A 17,126-nucleotide genomic window follows, 5' to 3' on the forward strand; every position below is an offset into this window, starting at 1 on the left:
GATCCGATAAGGGTGGCGTTAACGGTGACGTGGGCTCCAGGCCCTCCGGAACGCGAGGCCGGGCCGGTGCGTCCGGCTTTAGTTGGCCAGGTGCGGGGCCGAAAGACGCGGCACGCCGTCCTTCAAAATACCGCCCACCGTGTAGAACGAGCCGAACACGACAATTCTATCAGCGGGGGTCGCGGCCTTGACCGCCGCCTGCAGCGCCGCTTCGGGGGACGGATGGGTGCCGGAGGTGGCGTCGGGCCGGGTATTGGCCGCCGTCCAGCGCGCCTGCAAATCCGCCGCCGTGGCGGCGCGCGGCGTCGGCAGGTCGGTGAAATACCACTTGTCGATGAGCGGCCCGACCCGCGCCAGCATGGGGGCGAGGTCTTTGTCCGCCATGGCGCCGAACACCGCATGGGTGCAGGGATAAAAGCCCATGGCGTCGAGGTTTTCGGCCAATGCGGCCACCGAATGCGGGTTGTGCGCCACGTCCAGCACCAGCGTGGGCTGGCCGGGCACGATCTGGAAGCGGCCCGGTAATTCGACCATGGACAGCCCGTTGCGCACCGCCTGGGCCGTGACCGGCAGGCGGTCGCGCAGCGCCGTCAGCGCCGCCAGCACGCCCGAGGCATTGACGAGCTGGTTGGCGCCGCGCAGCGCCGGGTAGGCCAGCCCGGCATAACGCCGGCCGCGGCCGGCCCAGCCCCATTGCTGTTTGTCGCCCGAGAAATTGAAGTCCGTGCCGAAACGCCACAGGTCGGCGCCCACGGCGGCGGCATGGTCCACCACGCTTTGCGGCGGCACCGGGTCGCTCACGATGACCGGCTTGCCGGCGCGCATGATGCCGGCTTTTTCACGGCCTATGCTTTCGCGATCGGGCCCCAGGTATTCCATGTGGTCCAGGTCTATGCTGGTGATCACCGCACAGTCGGCGTCCAGCATGTTGACGGCATCCAGCCGCCCGCCCAGGCCGACTTCGAGGATGACGACGTCCAGCCTGGCATCGGCCAGCAGTTGCAGGATGGCCAGGGTGGTGAATTCGAAGTAGGTCAGCGAGATCGCCTCACCCTGCGTGCGGGCCGCCTCGACACGCGCGAACTGGGTGACGAGGTCGGCCGCGCTCACAATGTCACCGCGCACGCGGCAACGCTCTTCAAAATGCACCAGGTGCGGCGAAGTGAAAACACCGGTGCGGTAGCCGGCCTCCAGCAGGATGGCTTCGAGCATGGCGCAGGTCGAGCCTTTGCCGTTGGTGCCGGCCACCGTGATGATGGGGCAATCAAAGGCCAGGCCCATGCGTTGGGCCACCGCGCTGATGCGCGTCAGGCCCATGTCTATGCCTACAGGGTGCAGGTGCTCGCAGTAGGCCAGCCAGTCGTCAAGAGTGTTCGGGTTTTGCATACAGGCCCGAATTGTCGCGCACGGGCCAAAACCTTGGGCTCAGCGGGCGAAGCGGTCTGTGGCTGCTACCAGCTGGCGCTGGATGCCGGGTTCGCTAAAGGCATGGCCGGCATCAGCGACCAGCTGGAAATCGGCCTCGGGCCAGGCACGGTGCAGGTCCCAGGCGGTTTTGGCCGGTGTGGCCACGTCGTAGCGGCCCTGCACGATCACGCCGGGAATCCCGGCCAGCTTGTGCGCATCGCGGATCAGCTGGCCCTCTTCGAGCCAGCCGGCATGCACAAAATAATGGTTTTCGATGCGCGCGAAGGCCAGCGCGAAGTCGTCGTCACCGTGCAGCGCGGTGAAAGCCGGGTCGGGCAGCAGCGTGATGGTCTGGCCTTCCCACAGGCTCCAGGCGCGGGCGGCCGCCAGTTGCGCCGCCCTGTCGCTGCCGACCAGGCGTTTGCGGTAGGCAGCCATCAGGTCGCCGCGTTCGGCCTCGGGAATCGGCGCGAGAAAGCCTTCCCACAGGTCGGGGAACAGCCAGGACGCTCCTTCCTGGTAGTACCACAGCACTTCGGCGCGCCGCAGCGCGAAGATGCCGCGCACCACCAGCTCGGATACCCGGGCCGGATGGGTTTGCGCATAGGCCAGCGCCAGCGTGCTGCCCCAGGAGCCGCCGAACACCAGCCAGCGCTCCACGCCCAACAGGCTGCGCAGCCGCTCGATGTCGGCCACCAGGTGCCAGGTCGTGTTGTTGTCCAGCGAGGCGCTGGGGCGCGAGCGGCCGCAGCCGCGCTGGTCGAACAGCAGCACGCAGTAGCGCTCGGGGTCGAACAGGCGGCGGTGCTCGGACGAGCAGCCCGCGCCCGGGCCGCCGTGCAGGAAAACCGCCGGCTTGCCTTTGGGATTGCCGCACAGCTCCCAGTAGACCGAGTGGCCGTCGCCGGTTTCCAGGACGCCGGTGCGAAACGGCTCTATAGGCGGATAAAGGACGGTTTGGGAAGAATCGGTGGGCGTGGCCGAAGCAGCGGTCATGAAGGGAGCATCCGTGAAAGGTTGAAGCGAACAGGAGGCGGCCGGGCGGCCGGCATCGCTTGATTATTCCAGCCTCGCGGGCCGCAGGCGCAGCCGCCACATCTGCCAGAATCACCGCATGATCATTCTGTACGGCATCCCCAATTGCGACACGGTCAAAAAAGCCCGTGGCTGGCTCACCGAGCACGGTGTCGAGCACCAGTTCCATGATTTCAAAAAACAGGGCGTGCCGCCCGAACAGCTGGCGCGCTGGGCCCAGGCCGCCGGCTGGGAGACGCTGCTCAACCGCAAGGGCACGACCTGGCGCAAGCTGGACGCGGCGACCCAGGCCGGCGCGCAGGACAGCGCGGGCGCCCAGGCCCTGATGCTGGCCAACCCCAGCGTCATCAAGCGCCCCGTGGTGGACTGGGGCAAGGGCATCACCGTCGGCTTTGATGCCGCGGCCTGGGCGGCGCGGGTCTGAACACCGATGCGCATGCCGCGCGCCTTTACGCACCAAGTGTTAGGTGTTTTTTTCACGTTTTTGGGCCGCTTTGGCAGTTCTTTACCGTTCCTGAAGAGCTTTACAGCCGATTTACCGAACTCCGCGCCCCAAAACGGCTCTGACTTACTAAAATCGCAGTAGCCGCCAGCGCCGCCGCCCGCACCCCGGGCAGCACCACCAGGCGGCGCAACTTCAGCCATTGGCTGAAAAGGGATTCGAACCATGAAAAAAGCACTCGTCCTCTCCACCCTCGCCGCGGCCGCAGGCCTTGCCGCCGTACCCGCCTCCGCCATGGACATTCTGGCGCGGGTGATTTCCAGCACGCCGGTGGTGCAACAGGTCGCCGTGCCGCGCCAGGTGTGCAGCAACCAGCCGGTCATCACGCAATCTCCGAATTCAGGCGCCGGCGCACTCATGGGCGCCATCGCCGGCGGTGCAGCCGGCAACGCCATCGGCAATGGCGGCGGCCGTGCGGTGGCCACGGTGATAGGCCTGGTCGGCGGCGCGATGATTGGCGACCGCATCGAGGGCTCGAACAACCAGGTCCAGAACATGCAGCAATGCACGACGCAGACCTATTACGAGAACCGTCCCAGCCACTTCAACGTGGTCTATGAATACCAGGGCACGCAGTACAGCACGCAGATGGCCAACGACCCCGGCCAGTACGTGCGCCTGCAGGTCACGCCGGTCGGCGCCATGACACCCGCTCCCCAGACCTTCCAGTCCGCGCCCCAGCAGCCCCAGGCCTACAGCCAGCCGATTCCCGTGCAACCGGCTTACGTCGAGCAATCCCCGACCTATGTGCAACCGGCTTATGTGCAGCCCGTGGTCTACCCGGCTTATTACGCACCGACCTACTACCGCCCCTACTACCCGCCCATCGGCCTGTCGCTGAATTTCGGCTACAGCCGGGGTTACGGCGGACATCGCCACTGGCGCTAAGGCCCTGAGGCCGCCGCTTCCGGTTCCATCAAAAAAGGGCGCAACCAGCGCCCTTTTTTATTGCCTGCTTCTGATGGTCCTTATTTAGGCGTCTCGATCAAGGCGCCCTTGAACAGCACGGGCCCCGTAGGCCCGCTGCCCGGCGGCACGCCGCCCTTGGGCTCCAGCGTGATCGCCAGCGTCGGCACCTGCCGCATGTCGGTGCCCGCGGCGGCCAGGCGCACCACCGGGTCCGTATTGAGCACCCCCAGCGACCTGGGCGCCGCGCCGGGGGGCAAGGCCCACAGCTCCAGCGACTTGTCGGCCTGCTCCCGGAAGCCACCCACGCGCTTGAGCACCAGGGTCTTGTTCTTCGGGTCAAAAGTCACCAGCAGCGAGGCCGACGCCTTGTCATCCGTCAGCACGGCCACGTATTCGATCTCCGGCGTGGCCGTGAGTTTGGCCGACAGCTCGCTGACCTGCCCGCTCAGCCGCGAATTGACATTCAGGCCGACAACGACGGCTACAGCCGCCGCCAGGGCACCCGCAGCACTGGCACCGCGCCACAACCCCAGGCTGGCCCACCAGCCGCCCGCCGCCGGCGCGGCGCCGCGCGCGGCCTGCATGGCGCGCGCTTCCTTGTCGGCCTTGACGAGGTTTTCAATGCGCGTCCAGACCGCCGGGCTGGGCGCCGCCTGCGGCTGCAGCTCGGCGACGGAGGACAGCCGGCTTTGCCAGACCAGGGCCGCGGCGCGCAGGGTGGCGTCGTCGCGCGCCAGGGCCTCAAAACGGCGGCGCGCACCGCCGCGCAAGGTGCCCAGCGCGTAACTGGCAGCGAGTTGGTCCATCAAGGAGGGGTTGTTCCGGATGTTCATCAGGCGAACCTCGCCATGCAGCCGCGCAGTTGCTCAAGGCCGCGGCGTATCCAGGTTTTGACCGTCCCCAGCGGCAGTTTCAATTGCTCAGCCAGTTCGCTGTGGCTCAGGTCCCGCAGGTAGGCGAGGCTCACCACCTCGCGCTGCTTCTGTTCCAGCTTGTCCAGGCACTGGTGCAGGGCCCAGGCCTGTTCGCTGGCCTGGGTGGTGTCCATGGGGTTGGGCGAGTCGCCCGCCACGGTGTCCGACAGCACCTCGTCCAGTTCCTGCATCAGGTCGGCGCGGTCCGAGGCGCGGCGGCGCAAGAAATCCAGGCCGCGGCTCCTCACAATCAAGCCCATCCAGGCCATGGGCGGCGAGAGCGTGGCCTTGTAGTCGCCGGCAATGCGCCAGATGTTCAGGAAAGCCTCCTGCAGCACGTCTTCGGCCCATTCACGATTGCCCACCACACGCACCGCGACGCCGTAAAGCTTGGACGAGCTCAGGTCGTACAGCTGCCGCAGGGCCAACTCGTCGGCCCGGGCCACGCGGTCGATCAGCGCGATCAATTGAAGGTCAGGGCTTTCTGATTTCATGAGGATCATTGTGAGGTATTGACAGGGGATACGCGGCAGAAGGCCCAACGGATTCACGGCGGCCCGGCCCCGGGGCGCGGCGTGACCTAAAATCAGGGGTTTTTGGCGCCGCCCCAGCCCCTTTCCCCGCTTTTCCCCGCCCTTTCCCGCCTTTTTCCGCCTTTTCCCGCCCCTCCCTGTTTTTTCAGACCCATTCCTCATGCCCACCGAAAAAATCGACAACGTCAGCGTCAGCACCCAGGCCAATGTGTACTTTGACGGCAAATGCGTGAGCCACGGCATCACCTTCGCCGACGGCAGCAAAAAATCGGTGGGCGTGATCCTGCCGGCCACCCTGACCTTCAACACCGGCGCCCCCGAGATCATGGAATGCGTGGCCGGCGCCTGCGAATACAAGCTGGCCGGCAGCGACAGCTGGGTGAAGTCCTCGGCCGGTGAAAAATTCAGCGTCCCCGGCAATGCCACATTCGAGATCCGCGTTGCCGCAGGCGAAGCCGCCTATCACTACATCTGCCACTTCGGTTAATCCTTCCACGTCTTCACGCCTTCACGTTTCACGCCTTTCAGGAACCCCTCATGGCCACCATCCTCCAGAACCTTCCCGCCGGCCAGAAAGTCGGCATCGCCTTTTCCGGCGGACTCGACACCAGCGCCGCCTTGCACTGGATGAAGCTCAAAGGCGCGATCCCCTACGCCTACACCGCCAACCTGGGCCAGCCCGACGAGCCCGACTACGACGAAATCCCGCGCAAGGCCATGCAGTACGGCGCCGAAAAAGCCCGCCTGATCGACTGCCGCAGCCAGCTGGCGGCCGAAGGCATTGCCGCGCTGCAAAGCGGCGCCTTCCACATCACGACCGCGGGCGTGACCTACTTCAACACCACGCCCCTGGGCCGCGCCGTGACCGGCACCATGCTGGTGTCGGCCATGAAGGAAGACGACGTCAACATCTGGGGTGACGGCAGCACCTTCAAGGGCAACGACATCGAGCGCTTTTACCGATACGGCCTGCTGACCAACCCCGGCCTGAAGATCTACAAGCCCTGGCTGGACCAGCTCTTCATCGACGAACTCGGCGGCCGCGCCGAAATGTCGGCCTTCATGACCAAGGCCGGCTTCGGCTACAAGATGTCGGCCGAAAAAGCCTACTCGACCGACTCCAACATGCTGGGCGCCACGCACGAAGCCAAAGACCTGGAAGAGCTCGCCACCGGCATGAAGATCGTGAACCCCATCATGGGCGTGGCCTTCTGGAAAGACGAAGTCGAAGTCAAGCGCGAGGAAGTCACGGTGCGCTTTGAAGAAGGCCGGCCCGTCGCGCTGAACGGCAAGACCTTCAGCAGCATGGTCGAGCTGATCCTCGAAGCCAACCGCATCGGCGGACGCCACGGCCTGGGCATGAGCGACCAGATCGAAAACCGCATCATCGAAGCCAAGAGCCGCGGCATCTACGAGGCCCCGGGCCTGGCCCTGCTCTTCATTGCCTATGAGCGCCTGGTCACCGGCATCCACAACGAAGACACCATCGAGCAGTACCGCGACAACGGCCGCAAGCTGGGCCGCCTGCTCTACCAGGGCCGCTGGTTCGACCCGCAGGCCATCATGCTGCGCGAAACCGCCCAGCGCTGGGTGGCCAGCGCCATCACCGGCGAGGTCACGGTGGAACTGCGCCGCGGCAACGACTATTCGATCCTGAACACGGTCTCCAGCAACCTGACCTACAAGCCCGAACGCCTGAGCATGGAAAAAGTCGAAGATGCGCCCTTCTCGCCGGCCGACCGCATCGGCCAGCTGACCATGCGCAACCTGGACATTACGGATACGCGGGCCAAGCTGGGGATTTATTCCGATGCTGGGATGTTGGAGTTGGGCAAGGGGGATGATTTCTTGAAGCTGGGAAAATAAGCCGGCACGTCCATCCCAAACAAGGCCCGTCAAGTGAATGCTTGGCGGGCTTCTCTTTTGGGAAGCGACCACAACCGACTGAATAACATCAGTGTGTTGTTCCGTAATGAGCGATTAATGGCCTTCAAATTTCCCTCTACTTGAATAAGTTGTGACATCGGACTGATTGAAACGCAATCAGCACATTGAATTCGCAACATGGAGGGCGAAGCATGCCGACCTTTGACTTCAGCGCTCGAGTCGCAAAAGTTTAAGTATTTCGGCTGGCCTATCCCACTCCCCGTCAGAGAACCAGATTGGCGTTATGCCGTGCGCGGCCATGAAGCGATCTCTTGCAGAAAACTCGTCGGTATCTTCGGGGGCATTCAATATCGCGAAGTGTTCTGGCAAAAATTCCCAATCGGCGTCACGCACTTCTCGCAAGATTTGAAGGTACCTGTCAGAAATTAAGCTACAGCCCACGAACAGAACCGTGAAGCTACCGAATACCCGATTCAGGGTTTTCGGGATCGGAAGGGAGTAATCGATACCTACTGCACCATATGCTGCAACGTACTCCGCCTGCGTCAGAACGCGATCCCTTTGCTCATCGATGTTGCCGTGCAATTTCAGCAAATATTTCTCGCTACGGTAAATCGCCTTCAAAAACCTTCCGGTGTGTTCTTTCCCAACCACCTTTTCTTCAAACCCGCGCTTCTCTGCGTGGCATCTCTCAAGCACTCGATCAAAGTTCGTAGTGATGTAGCTACCGTCGAAAAGGCCTATAAGCTCTGTTGCCGGACTGAGAGAAGGAGTAATCCGTCCTCCCTCAAACTGGGTGGTGAAGTCTCTTCTAAACACATCGATGGAGAGACGGTTGATAACCTCGTCCATCAGCTGTTCATGCTGCCCTTGCTTGAGTCGTTGTCTGACATCCAACTCCTCCATGCCAGAACGGACGGCCTGACTGACAATGTAGTCAGACCATGAAGGACAACCCGCGGCCACTGAAATTCCGGCACCTACGAACGGCAAGACGGTCGCATTCTGCATGACCATACTGAGAAGCTTGTCGTAGGCTCCTTCGTTAGTCGGGAAATCATCCAGCGCGAGAATGTCTCTGCGCCGCAATAGAAAATCGTCTTTTACGAGCTGTCGGTAGGTTGGAATGTCAGACACAAATAGCGCCGCGCTGATTGGAGCTATTGGTATCTCGCCTCCATCCGGAGTCCTGAATACCAGCTGGAATCCCTCTATATCTCCGTCATCAAGGCGCTTGTTGAAATCCTCGTTAGTTTTGTATTCTTGGCTCTCCTGCGCATGCTCGGCGTAATGTGAAAGTAAATCCTTGAGGTTCATGGACTCGTCACTCCCATTTGAATCGCATCAACCATGGCAACCTGAGTTGCTTGAGCTTCCGAAATTAGATGTCCGAGGCGATCACAAAGCACCATGAGTTCGTTGACTTTGGCAACAATGCGGAGTTGTTCAGCAAAAGGTGGCACCGGAGTTAACGTATCTCTAATAAACCCGATGTTCAGGGTCGGTTGCGCTAGTGTTCTTGTGTCTCCAATAAAACTTTTTCGCATGAAGTTCGATTGCAGTATCTGGACGATGTATTCCTTGTGCAGAAATTTCGTTGGAACTATTCTGCATACCGCTCTGGCGATGTTTGCACCGCGCCAACTTTCAGGCGCTATTCCGAGTTTGCCGATGCTGCCAACAACACCCATGAGAATTTCGCCACCGACCAAACGCGTTCTTGCGTATTGTTGGTCGACATCGGGTGAAATCTTTTTGTTTGGCTGCACAGATGGATTCTTCAAACTCAGGTCTTCGATCCGAACAAATGGGATGCCATCTTCAACATCAGGACCGGGAACAAGCACGCCGTATGAAATCTGATACTCCGGGTCGATGAGACTGTCGAATCGAGACCAAGACCAACCTATGGGCAACACAAAAGGTTTTTCTTCTTCGGCAATCGCAGTCAGCGGTTTGTCCGACTTGATCTTGCCTTCCTTTGCCAACTTCGTCTTCTCGGTTGTGATCTTCTTGAGAAGTTCGCTGGCGGGCTCGTCCGCGGGGTCTTGGGCGACGAGCTTGCCCATCACGGCGAGTTGCAGGATGGTTTGCGTGAGCCGGTCGATGCTCTCTTCGGTGGTGAAGAGAGTGTCAAAGTGCTCAGCAATGCGTTGCCAACTGATGGCGAACTGTGCGTGGTCGACGGCGCTGGTCAACGTGTTCAGCAAGGTTTCTACCAGCGTCTGATGGGCGCTGACGCTGGCATCGGTCTGTCGCTCCAGCTGATCGCACAACGTCATCAGCTCGTCGACTTTAGCGACGATGCGGTGTTGCTCTGCTAACGGTGGAATAGGCAACACTAGCTTTTCCATCCGCTCTTTCGTCATGTGAATCATGGCAATCCCATTGCCAGACTCTTTGATTGCTGCGGATATTGCTTGCAAGTAATGCCTGAAGTAATACTTGTTTACATCAGCCTTGCTGAAGAAGTCCATTTTCCAAATGTGGTAGTGGTAAATGACCCTGCCACCTTGCCAAATGAATGGACCGAATGAGGCAGACCACGCATAAATCAGATCTCCATCGTCAATGTACTTTTCGGGCTCCAGCTCAAGATCGGAAAAGTACCATTCGTTGGATGTGAACAAATTGCCAACGCGTAGGAGCGGCGTGCCTTCTGAGAGCATCTCGTGCTTTTTATAAGCACGTCCGTTAAGCACGTTGATGACGTCAGCCAAACGAGCAAGCGCCCAGCCGCTCGGTATTGCAAACGGAGCTTCATCTTGGGCAATAGGAGGGAAAAGCTTGTCAGCCTTGATCTTCCCGTCCTTCACCAGCTTCGCCCTCTCGGCGGCGATCTTCTTGAGCAGTTCGCTTGCAGGTTCTTGCTGAGGGTCTTGCGCCACCAGCAGGCCGCGCACGGCCAGTTCTAAGATCAGCTCGCGCAACTTCTTGATGCCGTAGAGCTCAGCCTTACTGGATGAGCCTCGGCCTGCGGTGGAGCGGCGCTTGATGGCCGCAGTCCACAGGTCAAGATGCTCGGTGATGAATTGCTCGGCGGCCATGCTCAATTCGCCCCAGTCAGCGTGCTGTTGAGGATGGCCTTGAGCTGGTCGCGCAGGTTCTGGATATCTTTCTGCTGGCTTTGATACTGGCCCAGCAATTGTTTGGGGTCGTGGCTGATCTGTTCGCCGACGTGGGGGTTCTTGATGTCGAGGTTGTAGTTGCGCGCAGTGATGTCTTTGAGGCTGACTTTCCAGGCCTGTGGGGATTCCTTGCGGGCCTTGAAGCCATCGGCCTCGTCACCCCACCAGGCGCACTCGGGGTCGAACTCTTCGACCTGCATGGGGCGGGTTTTGTTGTAGCTGGTGACGCCCTCGGGGTAGGGGTGTTCGTAGAACCAAACTTCCTTGGTGGCCGGCCATTCGCTCTCGGGTTTCTTGGTGAAGAAGAGGATGTTGGTCTTGATGCCGGTGTAGGGGTTGAACACACCATTGGGCAGCCGCACGATGGTGTGCAGGTGGCATTGCTGCAGCAGCATCTCCTTCAGGCGGGTCTTCATACCTTCGCCGAATAGAAAACCATCAGGCAACACCACAGCAGCTCGGCCATTCACCTTGAGCAGCTTGACGACTAGGGCCATGAAGAGGTCGGCCGTTTCGCGGGTACGTAGGGTAGCGGGGAACTGGTTTTCGACGCCGTCTTCTTCCATACCACCGAAGGGTGGGTTGGTAATGATGATGTGGACACGGTCGGCATCGCCATAGTCCTTGTAAGCGCGGCGGCTAAGCATGTTGTCGTGCTCTATCTGCGTGGGAGTGTCGATGCCGTGCAGGATCATGTTGGTAGTACACAGCAGGTGCGGCAGGGCCTTCTTCTCTACGCCGTGGATGCTCGCGACGAGCACTGCCTCGTCATCCGAGTTCTTCGCGTAATTGCTGCGCTTGTGGTCCACAGTGCATGCAAGGAAGCCACCGGTTCCGCAGGCGGGGTCGAGCACGCTTTCGTGCAGCTTAGGGTCCACGCGATCGACGATGAACTTGGTGACAGCGCGAGGGGTGTAGAACTCGCCCGCGTTGCCGGCGCTTTGCAGGTCTTTGAGGATCTGCTCGTAGATGCCGCCGAAGGTGTGACGGTCGGCGGTGTTGTTGAAGTTGATCTCGCAGATTTTGTTGATGACCTGCCGCATCAGCGTGCCGGACTTCATGTAGTTGTAAGCGTCCTCAAACACGTTACGGATAACCTTGGCGCGTTCGCCTGTCGGGCCGCTGAGCTTTAGCTTGGTTTTGAGCGTGGGGAAGAGCTGGAGGTTGACGAAGTCGCTGATTTCGTCACCCGTCATACCTTCAGGGTCGGCTGCCCAACTGCGCCAGCGCAGGTGCTCGGGTAGAGGAGACTTGTAGGCGTCTTCCAGCAGCTCGATCTCGGCTTCTCGATCATCGTAGATCTTGAGAAAGAACATCCAGACGAGCTGACTAATGCGCTGCGCGTCGCCGTCGACGCCGACATCCTTGCGCATGATGTCCTGGATGGATTTGATGATTCCGCTGACGTTGCTCATTGAGATTCCAGGTTTCTGATTAACTTGCTTGCTTGAAGAGCTCAGTTTCAAGCTCTTGCACAGCGGCTTCATATTGGGCCTTGCCGCCGAAGACACCGTTGATGATTTCCACTGGGGTGCCCAGCTGTTTGAAAGGGTCTAGCTTCAAGACGTTATTGTTCTCGATGCTAGTGATGCCTTCGTCAGCGTACTTATCCAGCAGGGCTTCAAGCACCTCCCGGGCCCTATCGCCATACTTGGTGAAGTAGTTTCGTTTTTTGACGTTGTAAGCCCGCTCGCTGCGGGTGAGCGGCGGTTGGTCAAAGGCGATATGACAAATCAGGTCGAAATCGCCGTAGTCCTTGCCCACTTCCTTGACTAGATTCGGCAGCTCGATGCCGTATTCAGCTAGGGCTTCGAGTATCGCAGCCTTCTTCTTGGCGCCGTTCCACTTTTGCAGGAAGTCGTCGAGCGACGTAAATTCCTTGAGAATGTTCTTGCGGCTGTAGTCGCGATAGCTCTCTGTGATCATTTGGCCGTCTTCCCCCAGGTATTCGACACGTTCCGCGAGAACGCGCACTTCCAGGCCGCTAACGACGAACTTCTTGATGGTGGGTTCACCGTCATCGCCCTCGGAGGGCTCATCGTCATCCGGCGGGGGATCGGGCGGAACAGGGTCGTCGTCATCGCCGGGCTCGTAAATCACCACCGGATCGCCATCGAATTCTGGATCCTTAAAAAGTTCGGTTGCCTTCTTAAAGTCCAGAATGGTGAAGAAGAACTTGTTTTGCGATTCATCGATGCGCGTGCCGCGACCCACGATCTGCTTAAAGGTGGTCATCGAGTTGATGGTCTTGTCCAACACAATGAGCTTGCACGTCTTGGCGTCTACGCCGGTGGTCAAGAGTTCTGAGGTGGTAGCAATGACGGGATACTTACTTTCGGGATCGATGAAGTTGTCGAGCTCGGCCTTGCCTTCCACACTGTCGCCAGTGATGCGCATGACGTATTTACTGTTCTCTTTGGCCAACGGGCCAGCCGCGTTGACGATGGCCTTGCGCATGCGCTCCGCGTGATCGATGTCCTCGCAAAAGACAATGGTTTTCTGAAAGGGGTCGGTGGCGTTAAGCAGTTTCATGACCCGTTCTGCCACCAGCTTGGTGCGCTTGTTCAGGACTAACACGCGGTCCATGTCGACCTGGTTGTATTCGCGCTGCTCAATCGCGTTGCCGAGGTCGTCCGTCATGCCGGCGGGTGGCGTCCAGCCTTGAAGGTCTTTGTCGATGTCGATGCGGACGACCTTGTAGGGCGCTAGAAAGCCGTCTTGGATACCTTGCTTGAGCGAATAGGTGTAGACCGGCTCGCCAAAATAGGTGATGTTGGAGGCGTACTTGGTTTCCTTGGGCGTGGCGGTGAGGCCGAGCTGGATGGAACTGTCGAAGTACTCCAAAATTTCCTTCCAGGCCGAATCTTCATTCGCGCTGCCTCGGTGGCATTCGTCGATGACGATCAGATCGAAAAAATCTCGTTTCACGGACTTGAAGATCTTGTCCTCTTCATAGGGCCCGGTGAGTGACTGGTAGAGCCCAAGATAAATCTCGTACGCCGGGTCGATCTTTCGATTGCGGATCTTGGTCATGACCGAGCCGAAGGGCTTGAAGTCATTGACCAGAGTTTGGTCGGCCAAGATGTTGCGGTCCACCAAGAACAACACCCGCTTTACCTTCTTGGCCTTCCACAGGCGATAAATGATTTGGAAGGTGGTGTAGGTTTTGCCTGTACCAGTCGCCATGACCAGGAGCAACCGCTTGTCGCCCTGCGCGACCTTTTCAACCACGCGGTTAATTGCCTCGACTTGATAGTAGCGCGGCTCTTTCTTGCTGCCATCGTCGTAGTAGGGCTCGGTGACTAAAGCCTCTTGGGCGTCGGTGATCCCTCGGAACAGCTTGTAGCGGCGCCACAGCTCGTCCGGTGAGGGGAAAGTATCGAGACCGAATTCTGTCTCTATATCTTCGCCGGGAGCAGCGGTCTTGTTGTGGCTGGCAAAACCGTCACCATTGGAGCTGAAAGCGCAAGGGACATCGAGCAGGTCCCCATAGCCGAGCGCCTGCTGCATACCGTCGCTGATTGTGTGGTTGTTGTCCTTGGCTTCAACGACTGCAATCGGGACGCCCTTCTCTTTCTGAAGGACGTAGTCTGCAAACTTTTTCTTCTTCTTGTTGCGTGAGGAGAGATTGCCGCGCACCACGACGGGCCCTGGCGTGAGCGTGACTTCGCGCCGAATTTGGGTCAGCTCATCCCAGCCGGCTTTGACAATGGCTGGGGTGATGAACTTGGCCTTTATATCGGCTTCACTAAGTTCTTTCTTTTCTTTCGAATTCACCACAGCCCTCCCGTTGTGCCGGCCACTGAGGCACACCGTCTGGATGCCTGCAGAAATCGCCGGATGCACTTTCTGCCTCCAGCACCCGCGCGCCCAATTATCACCATGAAAAACGGGGGCCTACCTAGAAGGATTTGGAGACGCACAGGAGTTGTCATTTGACGGTGGCGTCCAGCAGGGGTGACTGCTGTAAATCCTGCAGCAAGGCCAGGCGCCTGGATTTGTCGTCCGCTGATTTGATAAGCATGCTCCCCTCCCTCGAATTTCTTATTCAGCCAGCAGTGCAATGTACGCCGTGTAACTGTAGCTGCGGTTTTTTTTCTGCCCGGTCAGCTCGGTGACGATACCCAAATCCTCCAGCACCTTGACGGCTGCCGTGGCGGTGGGGAAGCTGGTGGCCAGCTTCTGGCGCACCTGGTCGATGGTGAAACGCGGCATCATGGGCAGCATTTCAAACAAACGGTAGCTGCTGGGCGTTGCCTTGGGTGAAGCCAGCAAACTGCGACGGTCTGAAGCCAGCAGCGTGGCGATGGCCACAATATTGCGCTCGGCATCATGCGCGGCGACAGCCACGCCTTCGAGGAAAAACGCCACCCAGCCTTCCCAGTCGCCTTCGGTGCGCACATTCGACAGGCGGCGGTAATACTCGGCCTGGTGTTGCTTCAGGTAGCCGCTGAGGTACATCAGGGGCTCGGGCAACAAGCCCCAGTGCTCCAGCAGCGCGACAATCAGCAGGCGCCCGATGCGGCCATTGCCGTCCAGGAAGGGGTGAATCGTCTCAAACTGCAGGTGGACCAGTGCGGTTTTCACCAGCGGCGGCAAGGGCTGTGAGGCATTGTCCTGGTCGTGGATGAAACGCTCCAGGTCTGCCAGCAAGGCGGGCACCCGCTCCGGCGGTGGCGGCACAAACGCCGCATTGCCGGGCCGGGTGCCGCCAATCCAGTTTTGTGATCGGCGCAACTCGCCCGGCTGCTTGCCGTTGCCGCGGGCACCGTCCAGCAGCAGCCGGTGTGCATCGCACAGCAAACGCACGCTCAATGGAAGCCCGGCAGGGTCACGCAGTTGCGACTGCACCAGACGGAAGGCTCGCAGGTAGTTGGTGACCTCTTCCACGTCGTCGGTGTTGCTGACCGCAAAGCCGGCTTCTTCGTCAAACAGGTCCGCCAGCGTGGCCTGGGTGCCTTCAATCTGCGAGGTCAGCAGCGCCTCTTTGCGGATGGCGCTGTACAGCAGCCAGTCCACCGAGGGCACCAGCCCGGCCACGCCGGACAAGCGAGCCAGCGCCAGCTCGGCCACCCGGTTGGCTTCCACATAGCACTCGGGCGCCAGCGCTGGCTTGGCGGGCGGCAGTGCGTGCGGCACAAACGCCTGCACGGACTCGCCCGAGGTGGTAGAGGGGACGTAGGTGCCGGTGCTGCGCATGGTGCTAAAGAAGTCTTTAATGGAATCGAACCACATTAAACCAATCTTTAATATGAAGCGCAAGTATAAAAACAGGCTTGAGCAGAGGGCAGATGCCCAGAATTCAGCCTCCCCATCCCACGCGCACGCCAACCCAGCCGCTTTTGCCTGACCAGGTACTTCCGGACGGCGCAAATACGTGGTGACACCCAGCGAGGGCCTGTTAACGCTATTTATGCAAATGCGAATGGGGTGAAAACAGCCCCAATCAAGGCGCGCGACGACGCCCAGACCGGGCGTCTGCGCTAGGAGCGCAACGCGGAGTGGGGCTGTTTTCACCCCATTCCCTCTGGGTTGCGATCAAAAAGGCCCTGCGCGGCGTTGCAAAGCCTTGACGGGGTCTACCCCGCCTGCGTTTTGCGCCTTGCTCAAGGCCTTTTTGACTCGCAACGCATCTTGCATAAATAGCGTTAACAGGCCCTAGTCACCCCCACCGCCACAACCCGAGCCGCATCCCCTGCTGTCATCGGAACCGCTGCCGGAACCGGTGCTACCGCTGCTGGAGGACTCGCTGCCGCGAAACCCGTCGGCCAACTGACCATGCGCGGGCGCAGCGCCGGTCCCGCGAGCTGCTCGGCTAAACTGCCCGCCAAGGGAGTCAAAGCAATGGACCAAATGGCCACTGAACGCGGGACGGCACCGGACGCCGCCCGTTTTGCGCAGCGCATCGTGCGGAACATCGAGAAGGTGCTGGAGGGCAAGCACCAGGGCGTTGAACTCGCGCTGGCCGCCGTCATGGCCGGCGGCCACCTGCTGATCGAGGACGTCCCCGGCCTGGGCAAAACCATGCTGGCCAGGGCCCTGGCCATTTCCATCGGGCTGGAATTTCGCCGCATCCAGTTCACCGCCGACCTGATGCCTTCGGACATCGTGGGCGGGCCGGTCTACAACCCCAAGGACGGCAGTTTCGCGCTGCGGCCGGGGCCGGCATTTTCCAACGTCGTGCTGGCCGATGAGATCAACCGCGCCAATCCGCGCGCGCAGTCGGCCTTGCTGGAATGCATGGAAGAGGGCCAGATCACCCTGGACGGCCAGACGCTGCGCCTGCCCGAGCCCTTCCTGGTGCTGGCCACGCAAAACCCGATCGACATGGCGGGCACCTACCCGCTGCCCGAAGCGCAGCTGGACCGCTTCCTGATCCGCCTGTCGCTGGGCTATCCCAGCCCCGAAGTGGAAACCAGCCTGATCGCCACCCAGCAGTTCGAGCACCCGATCACCCGCCTCGCGGCGGTGTGCCGCCCGGCAGAGTTCGCCCAGCTGGTGACCAGCGCCAAAAGCACCCTGATTTCGCCGGAGATCTCCCAGTACATCACCGCCATCGTGGCGGCCACGCGCAAGCATCCCGGCATCCGTTTTGGCGCCAGCCCGCGCGGAACGCTGGGCCTGGCCCGCATGGCCCGCGCGCTGAGCTGCATCCGCGGCCTGGCCTATGTCGACCCGGCCATCGTGCGGGAACTGGCCATACCGGTGCTGGCGCACCGCATCATCGTGCAGACGCAGGGCGCGCAGGCCAAGACCCCGGCCGTGCTGATCCAGGAAATTCTGGCCTCCCTGCGCACGCCGCAATAAGAAA

The 17,126-nt window shown here is 60.5% G+C and carries 14 protein-coding genes; 5 read left to right on the forward strand and 9 right to left on the reverse strand.

Going from position 1 to position 17,126, the window contains the following annotated elements:
• Positions 1 to 78: 78 nt before the first annotated feature.
• Positions 79 to 1,386: a bifunctional tetrahydrofolate synthase/dihydrofolate synthase gene (folC, locus tag ACSQ27_RS23455; protein WP_436157904.1), complete on the reverse strand. Its 1,308-nt coding sequence runs from the start codon at positions 1,384 to 1,386 to the stop codon at positions 79 to 81.
• A 39-nt stretch (positions 1,387 to 1,425) separates the two neighbouring features.
• Positions 1,426 to 2,403 (reverse strand): prolyl aminopeptidase, encoded by a 978-nt coding sequence (gene pip / locus ACSQ27_RS23460; RefSeq protein ID WP_436157905.1) that lies wholly within the window; start codon positions 2,401 to 2,403, stop codon positions 1,426 to 1,428.
• A 118-nt stretch (positions 2,404 to 2,521) separates the two neighbouring features.
• Here pip and ACSQ27_RS23465 point away from each other — a divergent pair, with 118 nt between their 5' ends.
• Entirely contained in the window at positions 2,522 to 2,866 is a 345-nt protein-coding gene (locus ACSQ27_RS23465) for an ArsC family reductase (protein ID WP_436157906.1), read from the forward strand.
• A 243-nt stretch (positions 2,867 to 3,109) separates the two neighbouring features.
• Positions 3,110 to 3,832: a glycine zipper 2TM domain-containing protein gene (locus ACSQ27_RS23470; RefSeq protein WP_436157907.1), complete on the forward strand. Its 723-nt coding sequence runs from the start codon at positions 3,110 to 3,112 to the stop codon at positions 3,830 to 3,832.
• 80 nt (positions 3,833 to 3,912) lie between these two features.
• On the opposite strand, the gene ACSQ27_RS23475 is transcribed toward ACSQ27_RS23470, so the two are convergent.
• The gene (locus ACSQ27_RS23475; RefSeq protein ID WP_436157908.1) at positions 3,913 to 4,686 is read right to left on the reverse strand and encodes an anti-sigma factor; all 774 of its coding nucleotides are present in this window, start codon (positions 4,684 to 4,686) and stop codon (positions 3,913 to 3,915) included.
• Positions 4,686 to 5,261: an RNA polymerase sigma factor gene (locus ACSQ27_RS23480; protein ID WP_436157909.1), complete on the reverse strand. Its 576-nt coding sequence runs from the start codon at positions 5,259 to 5,261 to the stop codon at positions 4,686 to 4,688. The genes ACSQ27_RS23475 and ACSQ27_RS23480 overlap by 1 nt, the downstream gene beginning before the upstream one ends.
• Before the next feature lie 199 nt (positions 5,262 to 5,460).
• Between ACSQ27_RS23480 and ACSQ27_RS23485 the strand changes: the two genes are divergently transcribed.
• Positions 5,461 to 5,787, forward strand: a complete 327-nt coding sequence (locus ACSQ27_RS23485) for a pyrimidine/purine nucleoside phosphorylase (RefSeq protein ID WP_436157910.1) — start codon at positions 5,461 to 5,463, stop codon at positions 5,785 to 5,787.
• Positions 5,788 to 5,837: 50 nt separating this feature from the next.
• Positions 5,838 to 7,166, forward strand: a complete 1,329-nt coding sequence (gene argG / locus ACSQ27_RS23490; protein WP_436157911.1) for an argininosuccinate synthase — start codon at positions 5,838 to 5,840, stop codon at positions 7,164 to 7,166.
• A 228-nt stretch (positions 7,167 to 7,394) separates the two neighbouring features.
• Here argG and ACSQ27_RS23495 read toward each other — a convergent pair whose 3' ends face one another.
• The 5 genes from ACSQ27_RS23495 to ACSQ27_RS23515 form a co-directional block, all read right to left on the reverse strand.
• Positions 7,395 to 8,504, reverse strand: a complete 1,110-nt coding sequence (locus ACSQ27_RS23495) for an SIR2 family protein (RefSeq protein ID WP_436157912.1) — start codon at positions 8,502 to 8,504, stop codon at positions 7,395 to 7,397.
• Positions 8,501 to 10,234 carry a restriction endonuclease subunit S gene (locus ACSQ27_RS23500; RefSeq protein ID WP_436157933.1) on the reverse strand — a complete coding sequence of 578 codons (1,734 nt, stop codon included), beginning with the start codon at positions 10,232 to 10,234 and terminating at the stop codon, positions 8,501 to 8,503. Before ACSQ27_RS23500 ends, ACSQ27_RS23495 begins: the two co-directional genes overlap by 4 nt.
• A gap of 2 nt (positions 10,235 to 10,236) precedes the next feature.
• A complete protein-coding gene (locus ACSQ27_RS23505; protein ID WP_436157913.1) occupies positions 10,237 to 11,730 on the reverse strand; it encodes an N-6 DNA methylase in 1,494 nt (497 codons plus the stop codon).
• Between the two features lie 19 nt (positions 11,731 to 11,749).
• Positions 11,750 to 14,092 (reverse strand): EcoAI/FtnUII family type I restriction enzme subunit R, encoded by a 2,343-nt coding sequence (gene hsdR / locus ACSQ27_RS23510; RefSeq protein WP_436157934.1) that lies wholly within the window; start codon positions 14,090 to 14,092, stop codon positions 11,750 to 11,752.
• A 267-nt stretch (positions 14,093 to 14,359) separates the two neighbouring features.
• Positions 14,360 to 15,550 carry a Fic family protein gene (locus ACSQ27_RS23515; RefSeq protein WP_436157914.1) on the reverse strand — a complete coding sequence of 397 codons (1,191 nt, stop codon included), beginning with the start codon at positions 15,548 to 15,550 and terminating at the stop codon, positions 14,360 to 14,362.
• Positions 15,551 to 16,168: 618 nt separating this feature from the next.
• On the opposite strand from ACSQ27_RS23515, the gene ACSQ27_RS23520 reads away from it, so the two are divergent.
• The gene (locus tag ACSQ27_RS23520; protein WP_436157915.1) at positions 16,169 to 17,122 is read left to right on the forward strand and encodes an AAA family ATPase; all 954 of its coding nucleotides are present in this window, start codon (positions 16,169 to 16,171) and stop codon (positions 17,120 to 17,122) included.
• Positions 17,123 to 17,126 lie beyond the last annotated feature (4 nt).

This window comes from Polaromonas sp. LjRoot131 (genome assembly GCF_964252805.1).
Taxonomy (GTDB): Bacteria; Pseudomonadota; Gammaproteobacteria; order Burkholderiales; family Burkholderiaceae_C; genus Polaromonas.